Origin of the sequence: Hahella sp. CR1 (genome assembly GCF_029813005.1) — a bacterium.
Classification (GTDB): Bacteria; Pseudomonadota; Gammaproteobacteria; order Pseudomonadales; family Oleiphilaceae; genus Hahella.
In genome coordinates, this window is sequence record NZ_JAPELK010000011.1 from 226,195 (window position 1) to 253,051 (window position 26,857).

At 57.1% G+C, this 26,857-nt stretch carries 30 protein-coding genes; 1 reads left to right on the forward strand and 29 read right to left on the reverse strand.

Features of this window, described 5'->3' with window-relative positions:
- Positions 1–27 precede the first annotated feature (27 nt).
- On the reverse strand, positions 28–756 hold the full coding sequence (locus ONV78_RS24165) for a PEP-CTERM sorting domain-containing protein (protein ID WP_279507009.1): 729 nt from the start codon (positions 754–756) through the stop codon (positions 28–30).
- A 607-nt stretch (positions 757–1,363) separates the two neighbouring features.
- Between ONV78_RS24165 and ONV78_RS24170 the strand changes: the two genes are divergently transcribed.
- Positions 1,364–3,235: a methyl-accepting chemotaxis protein gene (locus ONV78_RS24170; protein WP_279507011.1), complete on the forward strand. Its 1,872-nt coding sequence runs from the start codon at positions 1,364–1,366 to the stop codon at positions 3,233–3,235.
- Positions 3,236–3,318: 83 nt separating this feature from the next.
- Here the strand turns inward: ONV78_RS24170 and ONV78_RS24175 are convergent, their stop codons facing one another.
- The 28 genes from ONV78_RS24175 to ONV78_RS24310 form a co-directional block, all read right to left on the reverse strand.
- The gene (locus ONV78_RS24175; RefSeq protein ID WP_279507013.1) at positions 3,319–3,855 is read right to left on the reverse strand and encodes a hypothetical protein; all 537 of its coding nucleotides are present in this window, start codon (positions 3,853–3,855) and stop codon (positions 3,319–3,321) included.
- Positions 3,855–4,259, reverse strand: a complete 405-nt coding sequence (locus ONV78_RS24180) for a DUF5675 family protein (protein ID WP_279507014.1) — start codon at positions 4,257–4,259, stop codon at positions 3,855–3,857. Before ONV78_RS24180 ends, ONV78_RS24175 begins: the two co-directional genes overlap by 1 nt.
- A gap of 18 nt (positions 4,260–4,277) precedes the next feature.
- A complete protein-coding gene (locus ONV78_RS24185; RefSeq protein WP_011399364.1) occupies positions 4,278–4,568 on the reverse strand; it encodes a DUF6127 family protein in 291 nt (96 codons plus the stop codon).
- Positions 4,569–4,627: 59 nt separating this feature from the next.
- Positions 4,628–4,981: a DUF2793 domain-containing protein gene (locus tag ONV78_RS24190; RefSeq protein ID WP_279507015.1), complete on the reverse strand. Its 354-nt coding sequence runs from the start codon at positions 4,979–4,981 to the stop codon at positions 4,628–4,630.
- On the reverse strand, positions 4,981–7,167 hold the full coding sequence (locus ONV78_RS24195) for a phage tail protein (RefSeq protein WP_279507016.1): 2,187 nt from the start codon (positions 7,165–7,167) through the stop codon (positions 4,981–4,983). Before ONV78_RS24195 ends, ONV78_RS24190 begins: the two co-directional genes overlap by 1 nt.
- A complete protein-coding gene (locus ONV78_RS24200; protein WP_279507018.1) occupies positions 7,157–7,372 on the reverse strand; it encodes a hypothetical protein in 216 nt (71 codons plus the stop codon). Before ONV78_RS24200 ends, ONV78_RS24195 begins: the two co-directional genes overlap by 11 nt.
- Complete coding sequence (locus tag ONV78_RS24205) at positions 7,369–7,602, reverse strand: hypothetical protein (RefSeq protein ID WP_011399368.1); 234 nt, start codon at positions 7,600–7,602, stop codon at positions 7,369–7,371. The genes ONV78_RS24200 and ONV78_RS24205 overlap by 4 nt, the downstream gene beginning before the upstream one ends.
- A gap of 9 nt (positions 7,603–7,611) precedes the next feature.
- The gene (locus ONV78_RS24210) at positions 7,612–8,421 is read right to left on the reverse strand and encodes a phage BR0599 family protein (protein WP_279507019.1); all 810 of its coding nucleotides are present in this window, start codon (positions 8,419–8,421) and stop codon (positions 7,612–7,614) included.
- Positions 8,418–10,109 carry a hypothetical protein gene (locus tag ONV78_RS24215; protein ID WP_279507020.1) on the reverse strand — a complete coding sequence of 564 codons (1,692 nt, stop codon included), beginning with the start codon at positions 10,107–10,109 and terminating at the stop codon, positions 8,418–8,420. Before ONV78_RS24215 ends, ONV78_RS24210 begins: the two co-directional genes overlap by 4 nt.
- A 2-nt stretch (positions 10,110–10,111) precedes the next feature.
- Complete coding sequence (locus ONV78_RS24220; protein WP_279507021.1) at positions 10,112–11,044, reverse strand: hypothetical protein; 933 nt, start codon at positions 11,042–11,044, stop codon at positions 10,112–10,114.
- A complete protein-coding gene (locus tag ONV78_RS24225; protein WP_279507022.1) occupies positions 11,044–12,288 on the reverse strand; it encodes a hypothetical protein in 1,245 nt (414 codons plus the stop codon). The genes ONV78_RS24220 and ONV78_RS24225 overlap by 1 nt, the downstream gene beginning before the upstream one ends.
- Before the next feature lie 9 nt (positions 12,289–12,297).
- On the reverse strand, positions 12,298–15,507 hold the full coding sequence (locus tag ONV78_RS24230; protein ID WP_279507023.1) for a tape measure protein: 3,210 nt from the start codon (positions 15,505–15,507) through the stop codon (positions 12,298–12,300).
- Positions 15,508–15,509: 2 nt separating this feature from the next.
- Positions 15,510–16,157: a DUF6441 family protein gene (locus tag ONV78_RS24235; RefSeq protein ID WP_279507024.1), complete on the reverse strand. Its 648-nt coding sequence runs from the start codon at positions 16,155–16,157 to the stop codon at positions 15,510–15,512.
- Positions 16,147–16,338 (reverse strand): hypothetical protein, encoded by a 192-nt coding sequence (locus tag ONV78_RS24240; protein ID WP_279507025.1) that lies wholly within the window; start codon positions 16,336–16,338, stop codon positions 16,147–16,149. The genes ONV78_RS24235 and ONV78_RS24240 overlap by 11 nt, the downstream gene beginning before the upstream one ends.
- A complete protein-coding gene (locus ONV78_RS24245; RefSeq protein ID WP_279507026.1) occupies positions 16,335–16,724 on the reverse strand; it encodes a DUF6631 family protein in 390 nt (129 codons plus the stop codon). The genes ONV78_RS24240 and ONV78_RS24245 overlap by 4 nt, the downstream gene beginning before the upstream one ends.
- 8 nt (positions 16,725–16,732) lie before the next feature.
- The gene (locus tag ONV78_RS24250) at positions 16,733–17,485 is read right to left on the reverse strand and encodes a hypothetical protein (RefSeq protein ID WP_279507027.1); all 753 of its coding nucleotides are present in this window, start codon (positions 17,483–17,485) and stop codon (positions 16,733–16,735) included.
- Between the two features lie 2 nt (positions 17,486–17,487).
- Positions 17,488–17,667 carry a hypothetical protein gene (locus tag ONV78_RS24255; RefSeq protein WP_279507028.1) on the reverse strand — a complete coding sequence of 60 codons (180 nt, stop codon included), beginning with the start codon at positions 17,665–17,667 and terminating at the stop codon, positions 17,488–17,490.
- Positions 17,668–17,788: 121 nt separating this feature from the next.
- Positions 17,789–18,106, reverse strand: coding sequence for an STAS domain-containing protein (locus ONV78_RS24260; protein ID WP_279507029.1), 318 nt, complete (start codon positions 18,104–18,106; stop codon positions 17,789–17,791).
- A gap of 58 nt (positions 18,107–18,164) precedes the next feature.
- On the reverse strand, positions 18,165–18,491 hold the full coding sequence (locus ONV78_RS24265; RefSeq protein WP_279507030.1) for a hypothetical protein: 327 nt from the start codon (positions 18,489–18,491) through the stop codon (positions 18,165–18,167).
- A gap of 125 nt (positions 18,492–18,616) precedes the next feature.
- Positions 18,617–18,916, reverse strand: coding sequence for a hypothetical protein (locus ONV78_RS24270; RefSeq protein ID WP_279507031.1), 300 nt, complete (start codon positions 18,914–18,916; stop codon positions 18,617–18,619).
- Positions 18,913–19,914, reverse strand: coding sequence for a major capsid protein (locus tag ONV78_RS24275; protein ID WP_279507032.1), 1,002 nt, complete (start codon positions 19,912–19,914; stop codon positions 18,913–18,915). The genes ONV78_RS24270 and ONV78_RS24275 overlap by 4 nt, the downstream gene beginning before the upstream one ends.
- A gap of 22 nt (positions 19,915–19,936) precedes the next feature.
- The gene (locus tag ONV78_RS24280; protein WP_279507033.1) at positions 19,937–20,308 is read right to left on the reverse strand and encodes a head decoration protein; all 372 of its coding nucleotides are present in this window, start codon (positions 20,306–20,308) and stop codon (positions 19,937–19,939) included.
- Between the two features lie 3 nt (positions 20,309–20,311).
- Positions 20,312–21,535 carry a S49 family peptidase gene (locus ONV78_RS24285; RefSeq protein WP_279507034.1) on the reverse strand — a complete coding sequence of 408 codons (1,224 nt, stop codon included), beginning with the start codon at positions 21,533–21,535 and terminating at the stop codon, positions 20,312–20,314.
- 7 nt (positions 21,536–21,542) lie between these two features.
- Complete coding sequence (locus ONV78_RS24290) at positions 21,543–23,015, reverse strand: phage portal protein (protein WP_279507035.1); 1,473 nt, start codon at positions 23,013–23,015, stop codon at positions 21,543–21,545.
- On the reverse strand, positions 23,015–23,218 hold the full coding sequence (locus ONV78_RS24295) for a hypothetical protein (protein ID WP_216740652.1): 204 nt from the start codon (positions 23,216–23,218) through the stop codon (positions 23,015–23,017). The genes ONV78_RS24290 and ONV78_RS24295 overlap by 1 nt, the downstream gene beginning before the upstream one ends.
- Before the next feature lie 7 nt (positions 23,219–23,225).
- Complete coding sequence (locus tag ONV78_RS24300; protein WP_279507036.1) at positions 23,226–25,193, reverse strand: phage terminase large subunit family protein; 1,968 nt, start codon at positions 25,191–25,193, stop codon at positions 23,226–23,228.
- A complete protein-coding gene (locus tag ONV78_RS24305) occupies positions 25,190–25,702 on the reverse strand; it encodes an elements of external origin (protein WP_279507037.1) in 513 nt (170 codons plus the stop codon). Before ONV78_RS24305 ends, ONV78_RS24300 begins: the two co-directional genes overlap by 4 nt.
- A gap of 345 nt (positions 25,703–26,047) precedes the next feature.
- A complete protein-coding gene (locus tag ONV78_RS24310) occupies positions 26,048–26,563 on the reverse strand; it encodes a hypothetical protein (protein ID WP_279507038.1) in 516 nt (171 codons plus the stop codon).
- Between the last annotated feature and the right edge of the window lie 294 nt (positions 26,564–26,857).

A 26,857-nucleotide genomic window follows, 5' to 3' on the forward strand; every position in this document is an offset into this window, starting at 1 on the left:
TTTTATTATCGGGGGCTTCAGCTCCTCCTAGCGGCGGGAAAGCCCTAAACTAATCAGCCCCAACATTAACAGGGCCATGACCCCTGGCTCCGGAACGCTCAGTCCACCTTCTATAACATCATTGGCGCAGGTAGCAGACCAACGAAACCCCAGAGCGGTCGGCACGCTTAGGTTTGTAATTCCTATATCCGCCAGAGCAAGCGTATAAGAGATAACCCCAAGCGTTCCAACAGTATGGCTTACGCCGCTTAGGTCTGCGCTCGATGTTTCAGCTGCAACCTTTGTCGACTTGGATGTGTTAACGCTCACTTCTTGGTTATGCCGTAGATTGGTTCCAGGTCCAGATAAAACTAACTGATCTAAGTAATCGACCGCTGATAACTTGTATAGGTCGCTTGTACTTGTATCCAGCGCATACTCCCAGTGCTCACCGTTACTTACATCATCGGTTCCATAGCGGTTAGAGGCTGTACCATTAGGATGCCAGCCATTGGTGCTTATGAACAAATCACCGTACTTATAGCCAAGGGAATCAGCGCCTTCAAAAAAGTTTGTAAAGATAGAGACGTATAGATTACTGCTATCGAAAGTCACTTCCATATGGGTGATTTGGTATACGTCTGGATTGCCCAATACATCACCGTTATAAGAAAGACCCGCGCCATTATAGCCATCCATGATAGTCACAGCCTGCACGCTAACTGCGGCAGTGCAGAGAGAAAACACTGCAAGGGCTTGTTTTATTATGGCGTTCATACCAACTCCTTTTATAAATGTGGTAAAAGAAGATCGAGGTACAGCGAGCAATCCGAAGGCATTACACATGCCAAGTAAAAATTAATGAATGGATTCAATGTGTCACGTTTTTTGGCTCATTGAAAAACCAGATTACTTGTAAAAGCTATTGACACTGCTTTTTAATGATTTCAACCAAAATACGTGACAGATTTTTCAAAAGATATGGCAACCAGCTGAATGATTTATTAAAAATTCACAACATTTATTTTTGAGTTTAAACACCCTGTCCTTAAAAAACTTTACACTTTTATTTCTTCAGGAATTTTCCAGCATCAAGCATGAATTATAAGGAGCGGTCGGCGCTTCTCTAGTTGTACTGGTATTTACGCTTGAAAGACACGGCCTCAGGTTGGACTGCCTCAAACGATGAGTCGACAAGAAAATTCTCTAAAGTTGGGCCATACTACCTCATTGTGGGACTTCAGGCATGACACTACCATGCAAAAAACCATTATTAATGGTAATCATTAGCGGCAGGAGTGAAAAAATCGCCACTTGCCGTTGTTAGAACAATGCCCGTTATTAGAAAGAATTTAAGGAATATAAAATAAAAAAGGAGATAGCTATGGCTTGGTATAAAAATTTAATGACATCAAGCAAGCTGTTTATAGGATATGGGTCAATAGCAGCATTGTTTTTTATTGCATTGATATTTTCGTATTTCGAAATAATAAAAATACAAAATTCACAAGAAGATATATTTAATAAAGAATTCGCGGAAGTGGTTAAAATTCGAGATATGCGAATCGACATCAACTCATTAAGAGGAGATATTCTTCAGCTATTGTTAGCTGAAGACACAAACAGAATAGACGAAGTAAAGAAAAATCTTTTTGAAGTCAGAGAGAAAAATAAGACATTCTTATCGAGTCTTAGCAGTCGCGTGAAAGATAACTCAAAAATGCACAATATAGTTCAACGGATTCACGAACTATTGGATGAAGTTCATCAGATTAGGATAGAACAAGAGTTCCCTTACTTAGAAAGTGGCGCATTTGACGAAGCAAATAATCTAGGAAAGGGAATAATTGCAGTAAAAATAGATCAAATACGTCAACTTTCCAATGAACTAACTGCACTCGAAACAGAAAACGCTCAGAAAAGCTTGCTCGACGCAAGGCAACTAGTTAATGACTATCAACGGTCTATGGCTATCGCTGTTGTGTTAATAATCGTGATTATTCTGTTTCAAATCAGGCTCACCTCAAACTTGGTTGCTCTTCCCCTTGCACAGTTAACAGCTTGGGCCAATGAAATTGCATGTGGTAATCTTTCAGGAAAACCTAAGTTTGATGATCGTCAGGATGAGGTTGGACTGCTTAGCCAAGCTTTTCAACGCATGTCATTATATCTTCAAAACCTCGCAAAAAAATCTGAAAAAATTGCAAATGGAGATCTCGCAATAGATGTCTCTCCGGTCTCAAGTACGGACCAGCTTGGCAATGCCTTTATTAACATGGTTCATTATCTTAAAAGGCTTGCGCATAAATCCTCCCTTATCGCCGAAGGAGATTTGACGATTGAGGTTGTTCCCGTATCAGAGCTGGACGAGCTAGGACTAGCCTTCTCATCAATGGTAAGAAACCTGCGTCGGTTAGCTAGCGAATTACAAAGCGGAGTATCAATACTCAGCGAGGCTAATCAAGAAATTCTGTCATCAGCCACACAGGTATCCACCAGTGCGCAGGAAACAGCGACATCAATAAGCGAGATTACTGCGACTATTGAGGAAATAAAACAAACAGCTGTAGTCACCAGCCAAAAGGCAACAAAGGTCAACGATACTGCACCTAGAACATTACTAACATCCAAAGAAGGCCAAGAAGCCATTGCTTCAATGCTGAAAGAGATGCAATCGATAAGAGAACAAATGCATGCCGTTGCGGAAAGCATCTTACGTCTGAGCGAACAAAGCCAAGCGATTGCAGAAATCGTTACGACAGTGGATGATTTGGCGGAGCAAACTAACTTACTTGGCGTTAATGCATCCATCGAGGCAGCCAAATCAGGAGAGCAAGGAAGAGGTTTCTCCGTCGTTGCGCAAGAAGTGAAGATGCTTGCGGATCAATCTAAGCGAGCAACCACACAAGCCAGAACGATTCTTAATGACATACAGAAAGCATTGAGCAAAGCCGTTATTGTCGCAGAACAAAGCAGTAAAGCTGTGGAAGGTGGCTATTCGCAAGTTCTGTTATCTGATAACTCAATCAAAGCCCTGGCGAAAAGCATTGAAGAATCATCTGGCGCAGCCCTACAAATTGCCGCTTCCAGCCAACAACAACTCGCAGGCGTAGATCAAGTTGCCCAAGCGATGGAAAGTATCCGGTCAGCAAGCAACGAAAATGTGAAAGGAACGAAGCAAACAGAACAAGCGGTTCGCAACTTGACCCTTCTTGGTAAGAAGCTTCAAGAACAATTATTGCAATTTAAAGTATGAATATTCACGCATTTCCGCAACGCCGTATATGCATAGTCAAGCCGAGCTAACGTAAGACGCCATTTGTTGCTGATGACATTTGTTCAAAGCGCTTTTCCTCGTATGCTGCTTGGTCTTGATCCAAACCACCAAGTAACGGCCGTCGTGGTCAGAAATAACATCTGTGCGATGGCCTCTTTGTACAGGATCATTAACTCGACCGGGCTCAGCGCGCCAACGCCACCGAGATGACTACTGATATTAAGGGTGACAAACGTCGCTAGAACAAGCAGATAGACAGTAATCAGAGGCCGCATCAGGCCCCGGATAGCGTCCACAAACCACATCCCATAAGTTTGGCTTTGCTCTTTTAGCCCATCCTTGAAGGCAGCAGTCTCCGCGATATCTCGGTTTATCCTTCCTTCCGTGTCCGCTCTTAGAATTTGTTTGTCCGCCAGCGCCAGTTCATGGTTGTATTGAAGCTCTGCTTCCTGTTTTCGAAGCGTGGCCATTTTCAGCTCATAGGTGAGCCTGAACTGTTGATCCTTGCGTTCTTCTCGTTTGGTTAACCAGCTGCCAAACATACCCACCAACGCGCCTAACCCTGAGGAGGAGAACAGCGCCAGCAATCCTTCCAGCATTAGTGTTCCCCTTGAATTGTCAGCCGCAGTGGCTCTTTATTCAGTAATTCGGTGAAAGCATGAAGGGCTGAGCGAGAGTTGAGGACGGCGGGTTTACCAGAGAGCCAGCCACGGCGATCGCCAATCAGAAGGCATCCTTGCGTGTGGGTGACAATATTGCCATTGTGAATCAGGATGCCGGTTCTATCTGGCACATCCTGCAGCCAGTACACGTTCTTGTACTTGCCGCTGCTGGAACGCTCCATAAACGTTGCATCGTAAACGCCGGCAGGAATACAGCTCACCTTCGGCCGGTTATCCAACCAGGGCCGCTCGAGGATCTGAAACGTCGCCCCTTTCACTGTCAGCGTACTGAGAATACACCCCGAGTGAATTTCATCTCGGATCATCATTGCCTCAATCATCGTTTGCTCCTTGCGCGATCAAGACTGAAACAGTTTCAACTTAATCGCCGCACCGACCAAAAATGCCGCTAACAGCCCGGTCGTCATGGCTTTCACCAACGTGCGCCAGGCAGTGCGTCGAGCATCGCGCCAAGCTTCAAGCAAGTCTCGTAGTTCTCTGATGTCGCGAGCGGCATGACCGTTCTCCAAGCCAAGATGAGATAACACGCGCAAGGCGCCTTTTTCCGCAGCATGATCGAGTAGTTCGTCCAGTTCTTCCCGCCGCAACAGCAGGATATCTTCGGGCACAGAGAGATTCGTCTCCGTCATTAGGGAACTCCAAAGAAAGTTTAGATCGTTTTCTTAAATGGGATAGGACGCTGTCGGCGTCAGAGCGAGATGCCGACGCTCCAATCCGTTCCTGTATAAGCGCAAAGCCTGGCTTCCTCTTCCACAAAGCACAGCCAGCCCGTTTTAGGCGTGTAATAGTCCCAGGCGTTTTGAATACGGACGGCGACCTGGCCGGCCTTGTCTTTCCATTCCCCAGTCGCGTTGACGGGAATCAGATAACGATCGCCGTCCTGAGCCGTAGCAGACGGAGCGCTCAGGTGTCGCCCCTTGACGGATAAGCTCACCAGCGCGCCCAGGCGTTTAAGGTTAGCGTCCATCCCCGCAGCCCATCCCGATTCCCCCGTGCTCCAACCGTAGTTCAATCCAAGATTGGGATCAGTACGTGCAGACATTAATGCCCTCCATAATATTGGTCATAGTTAAGGCCATACCCCGCGCGCTCGACACTGATGCTGTGTTTTTGCCAACTGGCGAGCCCATTCCGCGTGGCTTCTAAAACGATGAATAGACGCCCGTTGGGACGCCCCAGTCCGGTATCTGTTATTTCCTGCTCTATTGAATAAGTCAGAGAGGTTTCCTGCAGAGAGGGAACGGAGAGAATCCGGCGCTTGGTTTCGCTATAAATTTCCAAGGTGTAAGTCACGCCCGGCTCAGGCCCGATATTCCCCATGCTTTGAGACGTTAATTCCACCGTTTGCGTGTGTCGATCACGATGCGCCCACGAGACCGTTAAGGCCCCGGTGATGACGTCAGGATAGGCGACGCCGTTAACTTTCAGATTGCCTGGTGGATAAGGTCGGTTCTGACGCCGATTCATCGATAAGAACTCGACAGGCGCGGAATCCAGCGCCAGGGTTCCTTTTCCGGTCACGGTCAGCAAGCGTGCATCCACCTTTTCGCCAGCGGCGTATTCCGTAGCGTCCACGCCCTGAAACCCATCGGCAAACCAAAGACGACTGCCTGCAGGATGCGCCACGGGTACCGTATCGAGCACGCCACGCGACAGGGTGAGACTGCGCTGCGACAGGTCCATCGCAGTCACCGCCACGACTTCATCGTTCAAATAGGCGTACCCGCCAACCTCCACCAAGTCGAGATCGCGCTCTTCTATGACCATCACGGTCGTCTTTACTTGAGGGCCAATCTCATCGGCCAATACTGCGGAGGGACAGAACTCCCCCTGATCACGCCGTTGGTAATGGGGCGCGGTATGCGACTTACTGTGCAGCTCATAATTGAGCGCCCCGGATGAGGGACGCACCGCCAACGTCTGCAGATAACCATCAGACGGCTCCAGATACTCCAGGTCTGCAGGCTTTAACGACCTTACAAGGTCCCAGTATGGCGCTTCCACCAAGCGTCGATATGGGGAGGCTGATGGCGCCGGCACAGGATCGCTCCATCCCGTTGGCTGAGCGGAGGTGTAACTGGCGGCAGGTAGGCCAAACACGTCTTCAACCGCTTCAATATGAATCGCGCCCTGGGTCAGGGTTCCGCCATCGATGGCGGCGATGCGTAATACCAGAGACTCAATGCCTAATGCCGGCCAGGTGAGGATAAACACATCTCCCGGCGCCAACCGCCATCCATTGCGGTTTACCTTGAGACGGACCTTCGCCAGGGGCGTTGAGACGGCGGTTAAGTCGCGCATGGCCACCCGGGACGCCAGCACATCCGATGTAATGCCTGGGTATCGTCGGGTCTGGGACACCACTGCGCCCTGGGCCTGGATATTGGCCAGGTCCTGCACCGTCACACTGGTTTCCTTGAAACTCTCGGGATCGGTATAGATCAGCACCAGCTCGTTGGTGGTTTCTCCCCAGGCCGCTCGCTGAAAGCTCTCCAGCTCGATCACAGTGTTCGGACCAAAAACCGGTAAGGCTGACTGCGCATAGTTGGCCCGCACCAGCTTCAGCACGAAGCGCCCATTGGTGGGAGAGGTCGTCAGAACGCCGCCAATATGATCCAGCACCTCTTTCACAAACTGCTCGATTTTACTTTGCTGCGACCAGATCAGGCTTAACCCGAAGCCTTCCTGATACAACGCATCAGCCGCCTCCCGAAAACCTCCGTCATCCAGACTGATGGCGGGATATCCCATGCCCCATACGGGGTTGGTCAGACACTCGTAAAGGATGTGGGCGGGGTTGGCGGCGCCATCGATTTCCGCTTTGTCGGGATACCAGGCCCTAAAGCAACGCTTCACCCGCACCGCCCAGGGTTTGATATAGGGATTGTTGGCGGCGAGGCAGACCTGCCTCAGAATGAGACTGAACAATCCGCGGTAAGCGGGCTGAGGGTCTCCCTGGACGGCTTTAAGGTAGTCATTGGGTTGTTGCGTCTCTTCTCCAAACGCCACATCCACGGAGCCATAGACGCCGCCCTCACGCTTGTCTCCGCCAAATAACTCTTTCTCGTTGAGCTGAAGTCGCCCACTACGCTTGAGGTCGCCTTTCCAGGCTTGGCGATCGCCGACCAGAATTTCGGTAAGGGCGTCCACCGGACCGTGGCAGATCGCCAAGTGCATTCCGAGGTAGTAGCGATACCCAACAGTGACCGACTTACTGCTACCGCCCATCCTGTTCCTCGTCTCGGCGTGTTTGCGCCTGCGCCACGACCGCTTGCGCCATGACGTCGCCGGTGGCCAGCAATGTCCGCGCCGGAACCCCCGCTTCCAAAAACCGGGACCAGTCCAACCCATGGCGAGCGAACCAGGCGCGGCCGCCGCGATTGCAATAGCCCAGCGCCCGCATATCGGCGTGAGTGACCGTCAGCGACATCATTTCTTACCGCCTTTGGATTTGATAGGCGTGGTGCGCAAATCGCCGTACCAGACCACATTGGCGCTGCGCACCAGCACTGTCCCAAACACCACGGGAATGGGACGCCCCTCGTCGGCGGTGGGCGCATCTAAGTCCTTTAACTCCGCCGCCGGCGGTTGCGGCGGTTTGGGCGCCAGCGCGTACTGAACCAGTGTGGCGACAATCCACACAACGATTTGCATCCAAGGCATGAAAGGTCCTCAGTAAATTGGGCTGCCGCCGAAGGGATTCTTGGAGGGAATAAAGGGAAAGCCGCCGTAGTTCAGGCTATTGCCGAACTTGGCCTCACAGGTCGTCAACGTGTGGTCGCAGCCTGGATACAGCATTACCGCCGCGCTAACGCGAAGACCCGGCGGCGCTGTGGACAGCGTGATCGCGTCGCCGCTCTGGCCGACGATCATGCGCTTTTCCGTCAGTCCCTCGGAGGACCAGGTGGCGAATCCTCCCGCGAAATAGCCGTCCGCATAGTCAGCCGCTGCGGCGACGTGAATGACAGGGCCTTCCAGGGCCATCACATTCCCCTTAATGCGATGCGCCGTGGGACTGGCGCTGCAGGCCGCGCCATAGAGCGCATGAGGACAATTGCGTTGATACAGACGACGCAAGCCCGTTCGTTGCAAACTGGTATAGACAGGCTCGCAATTGAACTCCACTTCAGAGCTGCGCCATTCCGCATTCAGCACCCGTCCCATCCACACGGGAACCGTCTCTGAGTCATCCCGATGCCGTCGGTATACGGTCAACAACGTCACTTCAGAAGGCGGCGTGGAAATAAACGCTTGAGCCACCGCCACATCCCGAGGCAGGGTGACGCGAAAACCTGCGCGTCCGCTTTGCGCGCTGCGCTCTATCACGCCGCGCTTAAGTGCGATAGCGGAATAGACAAACGCGTTAAAGCGTTCATCCCTAGCGGCGCTGGTATAACGCCAGACGCGCGTGCCCCGGCGAAACTCATAGAGCTCGACCGGACAGGCTTCGTCCGTCGACGTCTCTCGGTCTGCGTAACTCATAGATCGTCCCGTAAACTCATTAAGGGCAAGCTGACTTCCGCCAGCGCATCGGTATGGTGGGAAATTTCGACGGCGTCAGCATCCAGGCGCATGAGCGTCATAAAAGAAATTCGGGCGATATCCGCGGGGGAGAGAGAAACGCCAAGCGGTTGATCCAGCGAAATCAGCTCACGCTGCGCGTCCACCTCAGAGGCGCCGGTAATACGGCGATAGAAGCGCTCTCCAGAAACTGTCTGAATAAGCAGGTCACGCCGTCCCGCCCAGGCGGCGGGGCCTGCGGCGTAACCTCTGTTATCGATGGTCCAGGCCGCATCCTGCGCTCCAAATGGCGCGACGACGGCGATGTCTGATTGAAAGCTGGGGAGCCAGAACGGTTTCAAACGCCCAGCCCGGGCCGCCAGCCAGCGCCTGAAATCCGCAATGGCGGGACGTCCCGCCAACAGCCAACGATGGACGCGCCGGCGGCGATCGACCCCAGTCAGATCGTCCACCACTCGGCGTCCGGTCAGATAATCCAACTCCCGAAGGTCTCGCATTATCGAGGCGTCCAAATCATCGCGCCAATTTGGCGGGACACTTAGCACGGGATAACCCAGGTAGTCAGGCTCTTCCGTCATCGCAATCAGCGCGCATTCTTCCTCCAACCGAAACTGAGTTTTGGCGGCGACAATGGCGTCGGTCACGTAGGACAGATTCTGGTTACTCCCCACACGAGCGGAGTGTACCGGCGCTATTCGGGTTCCAGCGGGCCAGCTTTGCTCCAGGGGTCGTTTAAGGTGCAATTGGTTTGGCTCGACCGCAGCGATCTCCGCAAACTCCGCACGCAAATCGTGTACGAGCGTCAGTAAGCCGCCGACCGCATAATCACGGTGCGACGTATCGACGGAAAGCGTCTGGACGCCAGCGGCGATGGGGGTTGCGGCAACGGTGGCGTCTATCCACCATGGCAGTCCGTAGACGCGCGCTTGCCAAGAGATAAGCAGGTTCTCCATCATCACACGGGGGCGATCCACACCTGCCAACACTCGGTATTCCAGCATGCGTCGAGGATGCGCCCGCACTCTGACTCGCTGTTCCACGCCAGAGTGGGAGCGCATCACGTCAGTGAGCCACTCCAGCCGTTCAATCACCGGTTCAGTCCAGTCCGGCGATAGCGTCCAGCCGACAATGCGTCGTCCTGTCACCCCTAACGTGGGCGTATCCGAGCTAAATAGAAACCGAAATTGCGCCTCCACCTGTGGAGGTCCGTTGGGCGCCACGGACAACGAATAGCGGCGCGACTCCAAGGCGCCAAACTGCGTCGGAGGCGAAGCCGGCCCGGTCAGCGTCATGCCTTCGGCGGCTTCGCGCGCCACGGAGTTGAGCGTCTGGGGCTGCATGTGCGCATTCCAGACTTCTATCTCACGCATCTGCACCGAAGCCACGCTGCCCAGGTCAATGCGCTCAGGCAGAACATGCACCCGGTGATACCAGTCCACGCCAAAGCTTCCGGCGATCGCCCCTTCTCGGGGGATTCGCGGCGTAAACGTGGCGGCTTTGAGTTGGGAGCGTGTCGACGCAGGGCTGTTGATGGCGCTCACGTCGGGCGGCCAGGCAGGCAGCGCGAGATGCTCCATGGCCTGCGCCAGGCGTGGGTTGTTCCATACGGCGCTACAGGACGCGGGGATAAAACCTTCTACAGCCGTCATGGTCAGGGGCCGTCATAGCGTACGGCGAAACCAAAGGTGCCCGTCGACAGACGCGACCCCGCAGAGCTGCCGTAGGAGCCATTAGGGCTCTGTATGTCTTTTTCCCACCAGGGGAACACTTTCCAGCGCTCGCCCCCTAACGTGAGAATATCCCCGGCGTTGTAGTAATTGAGCCGCAGGCTGCGCCAGTGCTCCAAATGCCCTAACAGTGAAATGTAGCCGTCTGAGCGCGGCAGCCATAACCACATCGGCGTCATCACCGATTGCTGGCTCCAACTGTTGGGCTGCCGCATCTGAATGGGATGCGCGTATTGAGGAAAAGACGGCCAGATCGTATTGTTGGCATTCGCGCCAGGCCAGATATTCCCGTCCACCCGACAGTGCAGGAAACTCGCCCGATAGTGTTGAAAGCCATTGGAATAGGAGTCTGTATTGCGGGTGTTCCAAAACGGCGCCGCCGGTGAGCGCCAATAGCCCGCCCGGTATTGGCCTTCTCCCGCCTGCGTTGGCGTGAAATAGAACCCGTTCGTCGATTTGGCGGCCATGCAGTGAGACGCCGCAAACCAATTGCCGCCCTCCCAGGCGCCATACTTCTGAATGTTGCCAAAAGCTATCCACTGATGCCGGGACACGGAGTAATTCACGACACAGAGCATCAGGTCGGGCGACTCATGGGCGAACAAATGATAAGTGGCGGGCCACGCGGAGCTGGGCAGCCAGATACGCGCCTTTTGCGGGCAAGGATCGACGCTGAAATCCGCGCTGTTGGCGCCGGCAATGACCACTTGGTCGGGATCAGCCAATGTCAGACTCACATGATTGACGCCTTTACTGAGCGAATCCCCCTGAATGCGCCAGCCATTGGCTTCGGCAAACAGCATCATGGCGTCCTTCAACGCGGAGTTAGAACCGACCTGACCGGTTTCATACGCCATTACGCCAGCCTCAGCGCAAAATAGTCGCGTACGCCCGTGCGAAACACATCCTGGACCACCAGATGCTCCACGCCATCGGCAATAACGGTGCTTTCCACCGCGTTGGCGAACCCCGGCACGAAATACACGCCGTCCAGTTCGCCATAGGTATTGGCGGGATCATTGAGCACAATCGGCATGAGCGGATAATGGCCTTCCGTGTCGCGGGTGATCACGCTGTTATTCCAGGGCCAGCTTTCTGGCTGACGCCATTCGCCGTCGATGAAGCGGAATTTGAAGTTCGCGCGATTGCCTTTGTAGGGTAAAACCAGCGAACCATCCGAATAGCGGGTCAATGCATCGGTGGGAGTCATACCCGCGGCCAGCAAGGGATAAGGAAACTGCCCCGGTGTGGCGTAAGGGAGAAACTTGCCCAGGTAAAACGTCATGTACGACGTATCCACTTTCACCACGCAGACAATGCGTTGGCCGTTGGCGACGAACCAATACGGCATCGCCGCATTCCACAAGGGAAATCCCATCATGGGCGACGCGCCGGGCTGTTTGCTGAAACCATTCGCCTCAACGAACCCCGAAAAACCCATCAGACGCCAGTTGTAGATATCGGTGGTTGGCGACGCATAGGTTTCCACGCCAACAAAGACGGCTTCCTTACCGGACAGCCCTGGCCCCTGCAGAATCAACTGCGCGGGGACGCCATGGCTGATGCGGGAAGTCTCCAGCGTTTCCAGCAGATCAAAATCCCGCAGCCCGCTGTAACCCCAGTCGCCGTTATTGGCGTGAATCAGGATGCGCCAATGGGTCTTCGCGCCGATGCTTGGCGCACTAACGCTGTATTCCCGAAACTGCGCGTTACTCCAACTCTGGTCATTCCAGGTTTCCTGAGCGACCCACACCTCGCCATCGTCCGACCCTTCCAAGGTGAAGGATTTGGGGGAGCGCGAGGCTTTGCCCGCCCCCCTTAGAGTGAAGGCCCGCACTTCCAGAGGGCGCACCAGCTCCAGCCCCAAATGAGACGGCGCCGCCTGACTTTGCGCGGTTAACCATTCGCTGGCGCTGTCCGCGTCGAAGCCTCTGAAGGCCTCATAACCGCCCAGTTCACTGCTGCAAAAAATGCGCTTATACCCAATCCAACGCAGCGCCCGCCAACGCTGTTCAACGGGCGTCATCGTTTGCGTCACGAATTGGTATAAACGCATCAGCAAGTCAATGTAATCGCTCGCCGTGCCGGATTCGTAGGCCATAAAAAAGTCTCAGCTTAATAATTGCCGCACCGCGCCCGCGTTGCGTTGCAGAATATTCAGGATGGTTTTTTCACCAGAGGAGGATGTGAGGTAGTCGGCCGCCATCGCCGGATCGACGACATTCACGATGCGGACAGCGGAGCCGCCATTCGCGCCGGGCGCCCCTGCCGCAGCGCTCGCCGACGGACGCGCGCCAGTGGGAACCAAACCGCCGCTGGCGAAGCCCAGGGCGCCGCCCTGCAGGCGAGGACCGGCGGACAGGCCGTTGATAGAGTGCAATAAACCCACGCCGACACGGCGTACGGCGGCGGCATTGACGACGAACTCCCCGGCGGACAAGCGCGCAGGAATGGAGTCGCTGGTGGACGTTCCAGGTCCGCTGACATAGCCGCCTTGGGCAAAGCCTTTGAACAAGGAAGACAACATCGCGCCGGGACCACTGGCTGAGCCGACGGAGCCAAACAGGCCGCCAAACAACGACTCAGCCAGTTTTTGCGAGGCCATGCGTTGAATCGTCCCCAGTACGGAACGGCCAAAATCCGCAAACGCGGCGCTGGCGCTCTTGGCTCCAGAGCCCACCGACTCAAACAGATTCGCCATCCCGTCGCGCAGTGAGCCGTCAAAGGACACCGCCACCTCATCCACGACCTGATTAACCCGGGTGATTTCGTTCTTCCAAGCCTGCACCCGCGCCAATGCGTCCGGCCCGATCGCGGAAGCCGCCGCCTCTAACTTGGGCAGCATTGATGTAAGCGCTTCTCCCGTCGCCTGATGCAACGCCAATAGTTCGCGTTGAGCCTGCGCCTCACCCAACTGTCCCGCTTGCCGCTGCAACTGAATGGCTTGCTCCGCGGCATTCATGTTCGTCAGGGTCTGGTTAAAGCGCTGCTCCCAGGCGGCCAAATCCGCCTCCGCCGCCTGCACGTCGATGAGTCGGTTCACCAGGGCGGAGCCTTCCTGATCGCCTTCCGCCTGCAGTCTCGCCACCAGGGACTGATATCGCTGGGCCACTTGCGCGCGTCTATCCGCGCTATCGGCGACGCCCGTTAATTCCCTTAACTCGGCTTTGACGCGCGCAAGCTCGTCGCCGAGCTCTTTCTCCGCCTGCGCCGCCTGACGCGCATTGGCGACTTCCGTATCCACCCGCTGCCGATTGAGTAGGGTCAGCTCCGCTTCCAGTTTCACCAGATCCGCTTGCGCCTTGGCGCGTCCAGCAACGTCCTGGCTCGTCTTTAGCAATGCCTTCTGACGCTGTATCGCCGTGCGCACCCGTTCGATGTTCGCATCGATGTCGCGCTGTGCGAGCCGCGTCTTTTCGGCGTAATACTCCCGCAAAGACAGCTGACGTTCCGCCAGTGCGCGATCCAACTCGGCGTTTTCCCGCGCCAAAGAATCTTTGAGTAAGCGCAGTTCCGCGTCGGCGCGCGCTTGGTCCAGGGTCATCCGCGCGCCTTCTGCGCCCGGCGCCGCACCGGCCGGTTGGGTGCGTCCAAATACGCCTGGTTCAGTGGTTTCCGGTTTAATGCGTGAGGCGATCGCCTGCGTGGCTTCGCCAACATAATCCCGTGAAAACGCCTCATGGAGTTCGCGTGAGACCTGGCGTCCGTAATCTCCCACTTCGCCCAGTTGACGCATCATCGTCGTCTTCAGAGACTGCATGGAAAAGTCGCCTTGGAACGCCGCTTCCACGTCTTTCGCCAACGCGCTCGCCAGTGCGCCGATATCGGAGAACGCGCTTCGAAAACGCGCCACCAGAAAGCCCGTGGTCACGCCTGCAACCCGTCCCACTGCGGTAAAGGCGCCCAGCAGCGTATTCACTGATCGCCGCAGCGTTGCGCCGAGCTCGCGTAATTCGCTAACCGCCGCTTCTCGCAAGCGCCGCCAACTGATTTCACCGACGCTGGCCAGCTCTGCTATGGCGTCGATGGCGGCGCCGATTTTCTCCGTCACCAGGTCCCAGGTCGCCGTTGCAATCTGCTTGAGTGTGGCGGTCTTTCCGCCGAATTGAACGGTGGCGTCACGGGCGGAGTACAGCATGCCCGCCACCAGGCCCAAGGCCGTCACAAAGGCGCCGACGGGGCCGCCTAACAAGGCCAGCGCGCCGCGCAGTACCGTCAAAACCCGTCCCCAAAGCGTGGCGGAGGCGGCCGCCTGAGCAAAGGCGGAAGACGCCGCCATCGCCTGGGTGCGGGTTTTCGCCACATCCGCGACCAAGGCCGCGGTCGCCACGCCTTGCGCACGGGCCTGGGCCAATGCCGCCAACGCGCTCTGATGCCGGGCCGCCGCCTCCGCCGACAGTATTTTCAGACTGGCCAGTCGCGCCGCATTTTCCGCCCGGGTGGCGGCAAGACTCGCCGTCAAAGAGGCGATCATGCGTCCCATGGCGGCCACCAGCGCCACGCCGGCCAGATCGATCAACGCCTCCAAATGCTGCGCCAGAAACTGCAGACTCCGGGCCAGTGCGGCGGTCACGCCGCTATGGGAGTCCCGCTCGCCAAACGCGCGTAGAAAGGCGTTTTTCAAGCGCACTAATGCGCCCGACACCGTATCCGGTAAGCTCGCCATTTCCAGCGTCAAGCGCGCCTTTTCATGCTTCAGCGCATCCATGACCGCCTTGGCGGTGATCTTGCCTTCCTGCGCCAGAGCACGCAGCGCGCCCATGGGAACGCCCATGCCATCCGCAATCGCCTGCGCCAATCGCGGCGTCTGCTCCACGACTGCGTTAAACTCCTCGCCGCGCAGCTGCCCTGACGCAAACGCCTGACCCAACTGCAGCAGCGCCCCGGCGGCGGCTTCGCTGGAGGCGCCGGATAAGGCGACCGCCTGACTGATTGTCTCCGTCACCGCCAAGGCTTCGCTTTGCTCCCGCCCCAGAGCGCGTACGGAGGGCGCCAGTCGCGCATAAAGCGTGACCGTCTCCGCCAATGGCGCGCGGTTGCGTTGAGATATCGCGTAGAGTTCGGAATTGGCGCGATTGAACTCTTCCTGCGAGGTGACGGCGAGCTTGAGTCGCGCCTGCAGGTTCTTATATTGGTCGGCCGTCTCCGTCAGCTCGCGCACGCCCAGTCCAAGCCCGATCAATCCACCCAGCCGGGAGAGCAGATCCCCTAGCTGATTGGCGTGTTCACGAAGGTGCGAGAGGCTGCCGTTGACGGAGGTGAATGCGCGCCGGGTATCATCGACGGCGGAGATAAGGATTTGAGCTCGAGGTGAAGCCATGGTCAGAGTCGTTTAAGGATGACGCGCAGCGACGCGGTCAATCGGGGCAGTTCCGCGCGCACTGACTGCTGCAGGTCGAAGCGCTTTTTCAAGGTGACTTTGGAGACCAGGACCGCGATCGGAATGGCTTCGCCGCGGGTCAGTCGACGAACGCCTAGTCTCTCACGCTCGGCGCGCCGAAAGCGAGATAAAACCCGCGACGACTCTGGCGTGCTGTGCGCCATCAGAATCAGTTTGCCGTGACGCTTAACGAAGGCGGTGAGATTCGCCCGTCGTAAGTCGTCCACCAGACGCGCGAAGGCCTTGCGTCCGATGCGTTGATGCGCGGGCAACAAAGGGATCAACATGCGTCCCCGTATCACCTTGCCGCGCTCATGAACACCCAACCAGGGAATCTTGGACCCCACCCACAAGGCGGGTAATTGGTTTGATTTTGCGTCATACACTTTGGCGCGCACGGAACGCAGCAGCGCCGGCGACGTGCGTGAGAAACCGCGACGCATGTCATCACGCACCCGCGTCACCATATCCCGGCCGGAAGCGCGCATGACTTTGCCCACCGCCGAATGCACCGCTTGACGCTTTTCTTTGCGCCAGGCGTTAAATCTCCGCCGATCCAACAGGCCATCCGCGACCAGATCAATCCGCAAGGCGTAACACCTCTCGCAAACGACTCACATCCTCAGGGCCGCCCTGGGCCGCGATATTCAACACCGTCAAATGCGCCAGCATCCGTTCGTTTTCATAACGCTGATCCGCAATAAGAAAAGTCTGGATTTGGGTGGGGGTGTACGTGAGCAGATCCGGGTAGCGGTGGCCCGCGCGAATCAAACGGGCGATGGCGTCGCTCCAGGTGATCGGGCGGCCAGTCGTTGCGCCAGCCGATCGAATCCCGGCGCCACCCTTTGCATGAAAAAATCGGCGTTCGCCTCGAACAACGCGGTCGCTAATTTCAAGGCGTCATCCAGCGCCAACGCCTCCACCCAGGTTACAGGTTGCCGGCTCGCTATCGCCAACGCCGTCAGGAGCGAGTCGGCGTGGTCGCAGAACAACGCCAACCAGTCCGGCTCGCTGCCCAATTGGGCGATAAAAGGCCGCACGGCCCGAATCAATGCGGGCAGTTCTCCCAAGGTTAATGGCGAGAGCGTGAGCGTCTCTTCCGCGATATCCAGGGTATGTGCGGGCGGCGCCAGTACGTCCCATTCCGATGTATCCACGCGTCCTCCTACAACAACACAATACGGCCGAACTGACCCAGGTCGCCCTGCGCCGACTTCAGCGTGTCCGCCAATACCTGGCCGGAAAGTTCGAATTTCATCAGTTCGTCGGTAATGATCGATAACTCTTTGGCGGGATTGATCGCCACCCGGTACAGATCGATGACGACCTCGCGATTGCCGTCGGCGGTGTTCAGTCCCTCAAAGCGAATCCAGCGCTCGGGCAGCGGCTGGGTGAACATGGCGGTGCTCTGCGCCGTTCCGTAGCTGTAATCCACCTTGAAGGGCTCGACAAAGGGGCCATTCTCGGATTTATCGAGCACTGTCAGGGAGCCATGTTTGGCGTTCACGCGGTATTGCGCCTGCGCCAGGGTTTTCGCTGGCGAGCCGGAGTCTTTGATCACCACCTCGGACAGATTCTGCTTCGCCAACAGGTATAGCTCGCCCGGATTCAGCGGATTCGGCAACGTCTCCGCGGTCACCGTGCCGGCGGTTTGCTCCGTGGAGACGCCATAAAGACCTAACGCCAAGTTGGAAGGAATCAACTCCTCCAATGTGCAGGCGAATTCGCCTTTCTTGGTTTTGATCAACTGCAGATCCGTCAGTCGTTGTCCGCTGACGGACTCCTGATGTTCCAGAGTTTCCACCGACAGCGACACTTTCAACTCAGGAACGTTGCCTACGTAGCTGAGTCCCAAGGGATGGCCGAGGGGATCGCGCGCGCCGATATAGACGCGCCCCTGGCCGGAGAAATACGACATGTTTAATTTCCTTTTGGGTGGGGAATGCGATCTTTGGTCTGGGCCGCTTTCGTCGATGTGATGGCTTCAGCCACGCCAAGCTCAATCAGCCAACGGGCGGCGGCCGCATCGACCTCAATACAGTCGCCGGGGCTATAGGCGACGCCGGCATGAATGTGCGGGCATAGAAGATTTAACTTCACAGAGAGTTTCCCTGTTTGGGTGAGAGAGTGAAATGGACTTTAGCTGGTACAGAAAAGGCTGAGGCGGGATGTTTCCCAGCCTATTTGATATAGATTCACAAGGATCAGGGATCTGACTAATTCAAGATTCAGAAACGGACTCTATGGAGAACTTTTTACTGAACTTCGCTATTTCAAGGACTTTCTGAATGCCTGTAGAGCTGGTGACAATTTTAATCTTGGCGCAATCGCCCCCTAAATAACTGCGCATATTCAGCAACATGCCTAACGCCGAGCTATCCATGTATTCCGTATATCGCAAATCTATATGGAATATCGTGCTCTTGGGGAATGCCTCATATGAAGCTTTAAACTGATTAAACAGATAAATATCAAAGCGGCCGCTAACAATAATAGTGACAACGGCACCATCATCTGATTCTCTAGTTTCAATTCTCATCGTTCTACATCCACTGGCTATTAACTGTGTCTATTTGAAACCGAGCCCCCTGTGTGCTTCATTTTACTATAGCGTAATGCGACATTTTTGCGTCTTGCCTAGTCAAGTCGTTTATTTGAGTCCGGTAGCGCACTTCATAACGCAGTGGCAGTGCGACAGCGCCGGCATCGGCGTCTTCCGCATCCCACTCCGCGTCGATTTCCAGTAATGCGTAAGCCAGTCCGCCCACATTGGCGTCGCGCATCAGCGCCGTATGGGCTGCCACCGCCAGTCGATCCGCTTGTTCAAACGCATCCCGGCCACGGGTGATCGCCACCAGACGAATACTCAGTGCGCGTTCCACCCGGTCATTCACGCGGGCAAGAACGATGTCCGACTCCGTCATCAGCAGCAGCGCAGGGCTTGCTTCCCGATTGATCGGGGCCGTGGGATAACGCCAGACAGGGACTGGAGCCAGCGCCTTCTTGAGCGTGTCCAGGCATGTGCGTTGAATGCGTTCACGAATGGAATTCAGCTGAGCGGCTCCAACCGGGTCAGATCCGCCCGTCGTTCAGCGCCATCGCCCACGGCCCGAATATCACGCACCTGATAGCAAACGCCTGCGACGACAATTTCGTCATCGATAGCCAAAGTGGGAAGCGCCGAGACTGGGTAGCGAATGGCGTAGTCGGCGGACAGCGCCAGTCCCTCGAGCACGGGCTCATCCGGCGCCCGGAACTCCACTGACGCCGAGCCCCCGTCAGTCTCTGCGCGAACCAACAGGCCTGCTCGATCAGCGGCGTCATACAAGGCCTCCAAACGTGTGATCATGCGGTTAAGCGCACCAGGACGCCTGGACGTCGACACATCGGCAACGGATTGGACTGGGTATGCAAATCCGTGCCGCGGCCAAACTTGCGCGGCTCCTGTTTCGCATACAGCGGTTTACCGATGGTATTGACGGTTTCATTGAAGTCCGCCGGCGCGCAGTGCGTGGCGAAGGTGTCGATCGTGCCTACCGGAAACGCATGCGCTTCGCCGGGCGCGATAAAGCGTCGCGCAGCGCCATCGATATCGTTGGCTTGCCCGCGATACTCTTCGAAGACGATGCCGCCGAAGGTGAATCCAGAGCGCACGTCGTTAATTAATATCGCGCCGTCCTGCCAACGCTCGTAGGCTTTCTCCACTTTGGCGTGGCCCGTCAGCGCCGCGAAAAACTCCGGTGAGCATAAGCAATGCACCCCAGTCATGAACTCGCCGCGAAGGTTGTCCTCAATGTGAGCCAGCACTTTGATGCAGCGATCCTTAACCGCCGTACCGGTATTGCCCAGATTAAAAGGGATAGTGGTCGGGGCGATATCGAACTCGTCGTACAGGTCGTACAGCACCGATCCGTCGGCGTCCAGAATGACGCCTTTCAAGGCGCCCATCCGCAGGTGCTCCAGCGTGATGGCGTGCTTGTTGCGCATGGTTTGCAGGTTGCGCGCCATGATGCCAGCGATCGTCTCCATATCGGTTTCAGATCCGAAGGCGCGCACGCCTTGCACCTCATCCGGCAGCACGACGTCGTCATGGGGGATGTGCGGTATCACGAAGGAACGCAGCGAACGCTTGCCGCGACGTCCCACGGTGCCGGGCGAGCCCGGCGGCAGGGTCGGCAGCAGGTTCAGCACGCCGTTCATTTCTTCCACGATAATCTGGCGCGTGCGAACCGGCTGCATCGGCATGAGCTTCATCGATTCCAGGCGCCCATATCGGTTGGGCAGAATATTAATGGCCGCTGTCAACGCGGCCATGGAAAAGGCGGGGGTATCAAAGGGATTCAGCATGAACTCTTTCTCAGGAGGGACGTCAGGCGCTTGCGCGCACCAGCACGCCGCGCGCTTTCAGTTGCGCCATCGCAGCGGCTTTTTGTTCGGGGGTAATGTCGGAAGGCCAGATCAGCGCATCGCTTGCGACCACCGCGTGACGGGCGATAAAAAGCGCGTCATGTCGCTCCGCACTGGTGGCGTCGATGCTCACGGCCAGAACGCCGACGGCCGTATCGCCGCCCTCGGCCGCTGGCGTCAGCGCTTTCAGTCGTCCCTCCGCATCCAGGGAAACAACCGCTCCCAGCGTCAGCTTTTGTCCGACCGCTACGCTGGCTACATCGCGGGAATAGAGATTGGGGGCTTCGAACTTGAGCAGATCCCCTAGATTGTTGGTTTCGTGAATGGCGGGCATTGACTACGCTTCTCCCGCCAAACGTTTGACCTCGGCGACAACCGGACTGTGTTCGGGGCGCAGCTGCGTCCCGGTTTCCGCTGTAATGCGCGAGGCGATTTCAGGCTGCTCCGCCCGCGCGCTCAGCAAGACCTGCCGGACCTGCGCTTCACTGCTGCCCGCGGCGAGAAACTCGGCGGTGCGTTGGGGAACGCCAGCAATCAAACAAAGCTCGGCAATGGCCTGCGCCTGGGCGTAAGGCGGCGCCTGCACCGGCGGCGAAGCCGGCTCGATAGACGCTTCCACGACAGGATCGTCAACGTGAGTGGGTAAGGTTTCTGGGGGGACTTCAGACACAATAAGCTCCTTGGACGAGCGGGGGTAAGCGTGCGCGTTGCGACGTTCACGAGGCGTGAGTGCGCCTTGTCGTCGTAACGCATCGGTGAATTCAGAGAGGGTTTGATCAAAGCTTGAGACGGCGTCCGCCAGCCCTAACGACACGGCTTCTTCGCCAAAGAACAGACGCGCTTTCGTATTGCGCACGTTGTCCTCGCTCAGGTTGCGCATCTGGGCGACCTGGCTGACGAAAATCCGGTACAGACGATCCACTTCCGCCTGGAGAGAACTGGCGGCTTCCGGCGATAGCGGGGCATGGGGAGACAGATCGTTTTTATGCTCGCCGGCGTACAGCGCCGTGTACGCTAATCCGTCGCGGGCGTCTTTCGCTGACTGGTCTACGTGCAGCGCGATCACGCCCACCGAGCCCACGCCTGCGGTCTGCGACAAGCTGAGCCGACCCGCGCTTGCGGCGATGGCGTAGGCGGCGGAGAAGGCGGAGTCATTGGCATGCGCCCAGACCGGCTTGCGGGCGTTCGCCGCGCGGATGCGTTCAGCCAGCTCAAAGACCCCGCCGGCTTCACCGCCCGGCGAATCAATGTCGAGTAAAATACCCGCCACCTGTGGGTCGGCCACGGCGGCATCCAGGCTTTGCGCGATCTGGCCATAGGAAGACAGGCCAGACGCGGCTTCAAGGCCCAGCGTGCGCCGCACCAGCGAGCCATGCACGGGGATAACCGCAATGCCGGGCGCGCTGTCTTTGCGCGCTCGCGGCGCCGGCGGCGTGAGGCTCACGCCCGGGTTGGCCAGTCCTATCCGACCACCCACCACCGCCAGGATCACATCCAGTTTGCAGCGGGCGATCAGTAGCGGCGTCCCGATCAGGCGGGACGCTAAATGAATCATGGGCATATGTGTTTTAGTCTTCTGAGGAATCGGAAGGGGCGGCGTCGGTCGCTGCAGCGGCTTGTCTGGGATCGGAGTCGAACGCCAGACCAAGCTCGTCTGCGCGCGCGTTATCCGCGGCAATTTCTCTGTCGATGGTTTCCGCGTCATAACCAAACGCGGAGATGGCTTCAGAGCGGGACAGTAACCCGGCGCGAATGGCCACAATCAGCGCATCGAATTCTTTCTTGGGATCGACCCACTGCCATCCCTGGGGCACCCATTTGACGGCGAGATAGTCCCGCCGACGGTTGGCGAAATCGGGCGCGCGCAAAGCGCCTTCCAGCACCGCTTGAGTCATCCATGCGCGCCAGATGGGGCGGCAGAGCTGATGGACAATGACGCCGTGCTGGATCGCTTCGCAGCGACGTCGAAATTCCAGCAGGCCGGCGCGGATCGAGGAGTAATTTACCTGGGTCAAATCGCCAGTTAGCATCTCGTAGGTGATGCCCATCGCTGCGGCGACGGCGCGAAACTGTTGACGCATGAAGTCTGCGTAGCTGGCGCCGACGTCCGCCGGTTGCGAGAACTTGATGTCCTCACCAGGCTCGAGAATCTGCAACGCCCCGGGCTCCAGTCCCGCCAGCGCAGCTCCCTGTCCGTCCGGCGCGCCTTCGCCCATCAGGTTGTCCTCTGGGCCGATCCGCGTGATGAAACCGGCGAACATCGCCGCCGTTTTCTTGCGCACCAGCTCGGCGTCGTCGTATTGATCCAGCTCGTTGAGCTTGACCAGGGCCCGGGCCAGCCAGGGTTCGCCGCGGATCTGACCCGGTCGCAGCGGCCGGAACACATGTAGGATTTCGGCGGCGGGAACCCGCACTGTTTCCAAGTCCGTCGCGCCGGACGCCGGGGCGAGCAGACCGTCTCCCGGATGCGTGCGAAAAAGGTGGTAGGCGACGCGCCGTCCCAGGCGATCGAACTCGATGCCGGCGCGCAGGGTATGGCCGTTGGGCAGGTCCTGATTCAGTGTCGGGTCCAGATGCTCCGGCTCCAACACCTGCAGTTGCAGTCCAACCGGCAGATCGTCTTCTGGACGGCGGTAACGCAGCCGCACCAGACACTCGCCGCCCTCCAGCATGGCGCGACACACCAACGCCTGCAGGCCATAGAAATCCGTCAGTCCGGCGGCGTCGGCGTCTTCGCACCAGTCGCGCCACAGCTCATGAATGGCTTCCCGCAAACGGGGATCTTTGACCAGGGACTGGGGTTTGACGCCGACGCCGATGGCATTGGCGACGTAGGCTTCGACGCCCGCTGCGGCCCAGACATTGCGGCGGGCCAGATCCCGGCTTTTGGCGCGCAGCTCATTCTGGGTAAACGCCAACGCCGCCACCGCACCGGGATTGCCCACTTGCCAGGCGAGCGCCCGACGGCCGCCGCCAACGCCGTCATAGGTCGGCGCGGTCTGTCCGAACAACCCTTTGTGCAGACGCGCGAACCAGGCCATCAGGCGCCTTTGCCCGTCGTCATATAAATCCGCCTTACCCGCGGCGTATGTGCGTGTCGGGAAATCTCCGCCTCCACGGTGCGTATCGCCGCCTGCAGCTCGGCCACCGAACGGTACTCCACCGTTTTGTCGCCGAAACTCACCCGGCGCTCGCCAGTGGCCAACGCCCGCTTCAAAACATCAAGTTGCTCTTGGGTATACATGGGTCTCTTATCGTGTCAGCCACGCGCTCTGAATGCGGCGTCGACTTGGGGATCGGGATTTAGAAACGACAAGGCCGCCTTCGAGGGCGGCCTTGTCGTCATAATGTGCAATAGGAGGTTCTGGCGTATCTGGCGGACGCAGTGTTTTTTCGAGCTCGCGCCAATGGCGTTCTTCAAATCGATCCAACCCCGCCGCACAAGCCGCGGCGCGGGCGTATACATAGCAGTCCAACGCTTCATTGCGCTCACGCATCTTGCGCCATTCGCGCACCGGAAAACCGTTGCGGTCCCGGCGCGTCACCAGCTGCTCCGCGCAGAGCTGCTGCAGGAATTCGGCGTCGACTTGGGGTAAGTGAATGTAGCCGGCCGGATAGACGGGAGTGACCCCATCTTCCGCCATGTCTGCGTGCTTGCGCAGGTTGTTGTATAACTCCAGTTTGGCGATGCCCACCGCCACCGAGAACAGTTTGACGCCCCGACGCAACTTGCGACCGCCCTGGGTGACATCCACCGCCGTGGGCGATCCGACCAACGCCGCGCCACGCGCTCGTCCTTTGACGGCCATAAGGCGTGGATCGCGACGGGCGCGCACGAACGCATAGGCTTCCTGTGTGGCGAAGCCGGTATCCAATGCAAATCGCGTCAGGGGGAGTTGCGCGCCATCCTCATGGCTCCAGGTTTCATCAAGTAACGCCGCCAAACGTCCCCAGACGTCTTCGCGCGCGGTATCGCCCATCAGCACGCGATGCTCAACCAGCCAGGCTGTCTTGCCGCGACCAAAGGCCCATATCGACGCTTCGATGCGATCCTGTTGTACGTCCGCGCCTCCCACCAGCAGGAGACCGCCGGCGGGTACACAGCCGACGGGAAAATCCTCACGCCGCTCGGCCAGCTGTTGCCAATCCGGCGTTTCGCCGTCCTCCACCCAGGTCTCGCCGAGCTCCGTATTTTTAAAGGTCTTGATCGCGGCGTTGGAGCCTGACTCTTTGTTGACGGCGCTCTCCCAGGCGTAGGCGATATCCGCCCAGGTGCGCCAGCCTATCGGGCTGTACAAGGAAGATAAGTGAAAGCCTGCAGTCTTGGTTCCGCGCCCGGGCGCCATCGCTCGCCACTCGCCGCGCTCCAGCATCCAGGTTTTATGATGCTCGGCGATGGGGACGGCGCACGCTTCGCACACGTAGGCGGCGGTGTCGGGACGGCCACGCTCCCACCGCAACTGCTCAAAGCGCAGCCACTGCGGGTGGCTGCAATGTGGACAAGGCACGACATATCGCCTTTGGTCGGACGCCTCGTATTCGCGCTCAATCGCGCTGGCTCCGGCGATGGTCGGTGTGGACACAATGAAGATCTTGCGGCGGGAGAAGGTGCGCGTGCGCGCTTCCGCCAGGGTGATGGCGTCGCCTTCGCCCTCCACATCCACCGGGTAGGCGTCCACCTCGTCCAGGAACAAATAACGCACTGGCATGGAGCGCAGCCCCACCGCGGAGTTGGCGCCGGTCATGACCAATACGCCGCCGCGATACTCCTTCGACAAGATGGTGTTGCCTGAGTCTCTTGATCTCGCGGGGGCGACCAATTCAGTCAGCGCCGGCGTCTCCTCCAGCAAGGGATCTATCCGCTGCTTGGAGCTCCGCTTCGCCATATCCACGGTAGGCCAGACCGCCATCATGGGACCGGGGGAATGATGAATAACGTAACCGATCCAGTTAGTGCCGGCCTCAGTGCCGCCGACCTGTGCGCCCTTCATAAACACGACCCGCTCAACTGGCGAGGTCGGAGAGAGACAGTCCATGATCTCTCGCAGGTAGGGTGTGCGCTGGGTGCGCCAGCGCCCGGGTTCCGCGGAGGCTTTGCTGGACAGGACCCGGTGGTGATCGGCCCACTCCGACAGGGAGAGCAATCGCTCTGGGGTCAGTCCCTCACGCCACGCCTGTTCGATATCCGCCGCCCCGTCATAATCCAGGCCCGAAATCATCCATCCACTCGGGGACGCAGCTCGCCAAGTTCTTGCAAATGCTCGCGCACCGCCGATTCCAGCGCCACATGGAACGTATGTGGATCAACGCCAAGCTGGGCCGCCATATGGGGGGACACCCGCGAGGGCCAGTTCAGCCAGGCGTCGCGTTCGGTGCGCGCCAACTGAAACACATGGGCGATCGCCTGCGAGCGATCCACCAATTCGCCTTTTAGTCGCGCCAGGCGAACCTTGTTCGTCTGCGCCTTGACCACCTCATTGACGGTGCGCGCCTGTAGAAGAGAGGCATTCCCGTTACTAGAGATTTCTTCGGGCGTTCGCGCTTTGACGACGCCTCGGCGCGATCCGACCTTGGGCGATTCGGTATTGCGCTCCCACTCCCGATCCGCCCGTTCCTGATCCAGCGTTCCGTCTTGCTCGGGGGTAATGCGTCCTGTCTGAATCGCCTTACGAACGGCGGTGTCGGAGACGCCTCGATGACGCGCATAGGCGCGAATGGAAATTCCCATGAGGAGTATTAATCACATCGGGAAATAGCACTGAATACACCCGGCTTGCATCTTTTGCTTTTCGGGAAGCGTATTGTCGCCACTATGAATAATAGGTGTAAGGCGCTGAGCGTCACTGCGCCGATGTGAATAGTCATCGTTTTGTAGGCCAAGCCTTATCTTTGACGTAGAAAAACGTGTCGCCTTGTATTTGGCATTGGCCGTTTGTTGTAAGTGTTTCGAGAGAAATGCGGACGAGTATCTATAAATCATCAAAAGCTTTTGATTTCGTATCTGCCTACCCAAAGTACAATAAATTGTGAGTTTTGATTAGGCAGACGAATATCAAACACGCGTTTTCTATTATTACCCTGCTAAATAGATACTTAACGTCCAACCATCAGGTAGACTAAAGTCCTCCCGTTGGACACTATCGCCAAAGAAAGAGTCAGTCTCTCTTCTTGCTTCGTCGCTAATGATGAACATAAGAGCTAGCGGTTGGCTTTGTTGCTTTGTTCGTAGTCTGAGTTTTTGAATATCGTCTTGAAAGTTTAGGTAGAATTTATTGCCAGCTTGTTGCGTGGCGCTGTCTGCAGAGGCAAAGAGCGATTCACATTTTAGTTCTACCAGGAATGATTTTTGTTGGTTGACGTCTGTAATTTTTATGTCGACTGCTTGCCGCGCATTTTGATATGCGTGAACTTCCCTTTCAACATTAACAACACCATCGCCAGGTAATGTTTGAAATACATTCGCCAGCTCTACCTGAGCCCAGCCTTCCCATCCACCTTTTTGCATGAAATTTCTAACAATTTCCTCTCCTTTGTTTTTAGCCCAGCCTTGTGCCCAGCCAAAAATCTGCTTTTCCGTGATTGCAGGCATTCCAATGTCTCCATGATAAAGTGATCCGTAGTAAGTAAGGCGCAATATTGAAATTTCACCGCTAGCGAATGCGCGAATTAAGTACAAATCCCGTCATAAGATTTTAGAACGCTCATATATCCGCTTACCCAAGCGAAACTCTCAACAAGCCAACCGCATACTCTCGCCACTCGATTAATAGCTCTTGCTACAGACGCCTCACGGTCAACATAAACACGAATGGAAATTCCCATGAGCTGTATCAATCACTTCTAAAAAAATAACGCTGAATCCACTTGGCTTCCTTCTCGAATG

Bases quoted from the DNA above. Each gene is read 5' to 3' on its own strand.
- ONV78_RS24290 (WP_279507035.1), bottom strand. From the start codon at position 23,015: ATGGCCTGGTTCGCGCGTCTGCACAAAGGGTTGTTCGGACAGACCGCG.
- ONV78_RS24230 (WP_279507023.1), bottom strand. From the start codon at position 15,507: ATGGCTTCACCTCGAGCTCAAATCCTTATCTCCGCCGTCGATGATACC.
- ONV78_RS24305 (WP_279507037.1), bottom strand. From the start codon at position 25,702: ATGGGAATTTCCATTCGCGCCTATGCGCGTCATCGAGGCGTCTCCGAC.
- ONV78_RS24310 (WP_279507038.1), bottom strand. From the start codon at position 26,563: ATGCCTGCAATCACGGAAAAGCAGATTTTTGGCTGGGCACAAGGCTGG.
- ONV78_RS24275 (WP_279507032.1), bottom strand. From the start codon at position 19,914: ATGCTGAATCCCTTTGATACCCCCGCCTTTTCCATGGCCGCGTTGACA.
- ONV78_RS24295 (WP_216740652.1), bottom strand. From the start codon at position 23,218: ATGTATACCCAAGAGCAACTTGATGTTTTGAAGCGGGCGTTGGCCACT.
- ONV78_RS24180 (WP_279507014.1), bottom strand. From the start codon at position 4,259: ATGATTGAGGCAATGATGATCCGAGATGAAATTCACTCGGGGTGTATT.
- ONV78_RS24185 (WP_011399364.1), bottom strand. From the start codon at position 4,568: ATGACGGAGACGAATCTCTCTGTGCCCGAAGATATCCTGCTGTTGCGG.
- ONV78_RS24225 (WP_279507022.1), bottom strand. From the start codon at position 12,288: ATGGCCTACGAATCCGGCACGGCGAGCGATTACATTGACTTGCTGATG.
- ONV78_RS24200 (WP_279507018.1), bottom strand. From the start codon at position 7,372: ATGATGTCGCTGACGGTCACTCACGCCGATATGCGGGCGCTGGGCTAT.
- ONV78_RS24190 (WP_279507015.1), bottom strand. From the start codon at position 4,981: ATGTCTGCACGTACTGATCCCAATCTTGGATTGAACTACGGTTGGAGC.
- ONV78_RS24215 (WP_279507020.1), bottom strand. From the start codon at position 10,109: ATGACGGCTGTAGAAGGTTTTATCCCCGCGTCCTGTAGCGCCGTATGG.
- ONV78_RS24205 (WP_011399368.1), bottom strand. From the start codon at position 7,602: ATGCCTTGGATGCAAATCGTTGTGTGGATTGTCGCCACACTGGTTCAG.
- ONV78_RS24265 (WP_279507030.1), bottom strand. From the start codon at position 18,491: ATGACGGAGTCGGACATCGTTCTTGCCCGCGTGAATGACCGGGTGGAA.
- ONV78_RS24270 (WP_279507031.1), bottom strand. From the start codon at position 18,916: ATGATCACACGTTTGGAGGCCTTGTATGACGCCGCTGATCGAGCAGGC.
- ONV78_RS24175 (WP_279507013.1), bottom strand. From the start codon at position 3,855: ATGCTGGAAGGATTGCTGGCGCTGTTCTCCTCCTCAGGGTTAGGCGCG.
- ONV78_RS24210 (WP_279507019.1), bottom strand. From the start codon at position 8,421: ATGAGTTACGCAGACCGAGAGACGTCGACGGACGAAGCCTGTCCGGTC.
- ONV78_RS24250 (WP_279507027.1), bottom strand. From the start codon at position 17,485: ATGTCGTATTTCTCCGGCCAGGGGCGCGTCTATATCGGCGCGCGCGAT.
- ONV78_RS24280 (WP_279507033.1), bottom strand. From the start codon at position 20,308: ATGCCCGCCATTCACGAAACCAACAATCTAGGGGATCTGCTCAAGTTC.
- ONV78_RS24300 (WP_279507036.1), bottom strand. From the start codon at position 25,193: ATGATTTCGGGCCTGGATTATGACGGGGCGGCGGATATCGAACAGGCG.
- ONV78_RS24285 (WP_279507034.1), bottom strand. From the start codon at position 21,535: ATGCCCATGATTCATTTAGCGTCCCGCCTGATCGGGACGCCGCTACTG.
- ONV78_RS24165 (WP_279507009.1), bottom strand. From the start codon at position 756: ATGAACGCCATAATAAAACAAGCCCTTGCAGTGTTTTCTCTCTGCACT.
- ONV78_RS24220 (WP_279507021.1), bottom strand. From the start codon at position 11,044: ATGGCGTATGAAACCGGTCAGGTCGGTTCTAACTCCGCGTTGAAGGAC.
- ONV78_RS24260 (WP_279507029.1), bottom strand. From the start codon at position 18,106: ATGAGAATTGAAACTAGAGAATCAGATGATGGTGCCGTTGTCACTATT.
- ONV78_RS24170 (WP_279507011.1), top strand. From the start codon at position 1,364: ATGGCTTGGTATAAAAATTTAATGACATCAAGCAAGCTGTTTATAGGA.
- ONV78_RS24195 (WP_279507016.1), bottom strand. From the start codon at position 7,167: ATGGGCGGTAGCAGTAAGTCGGTCACTGTTGGGTATCGCTACTACCTC.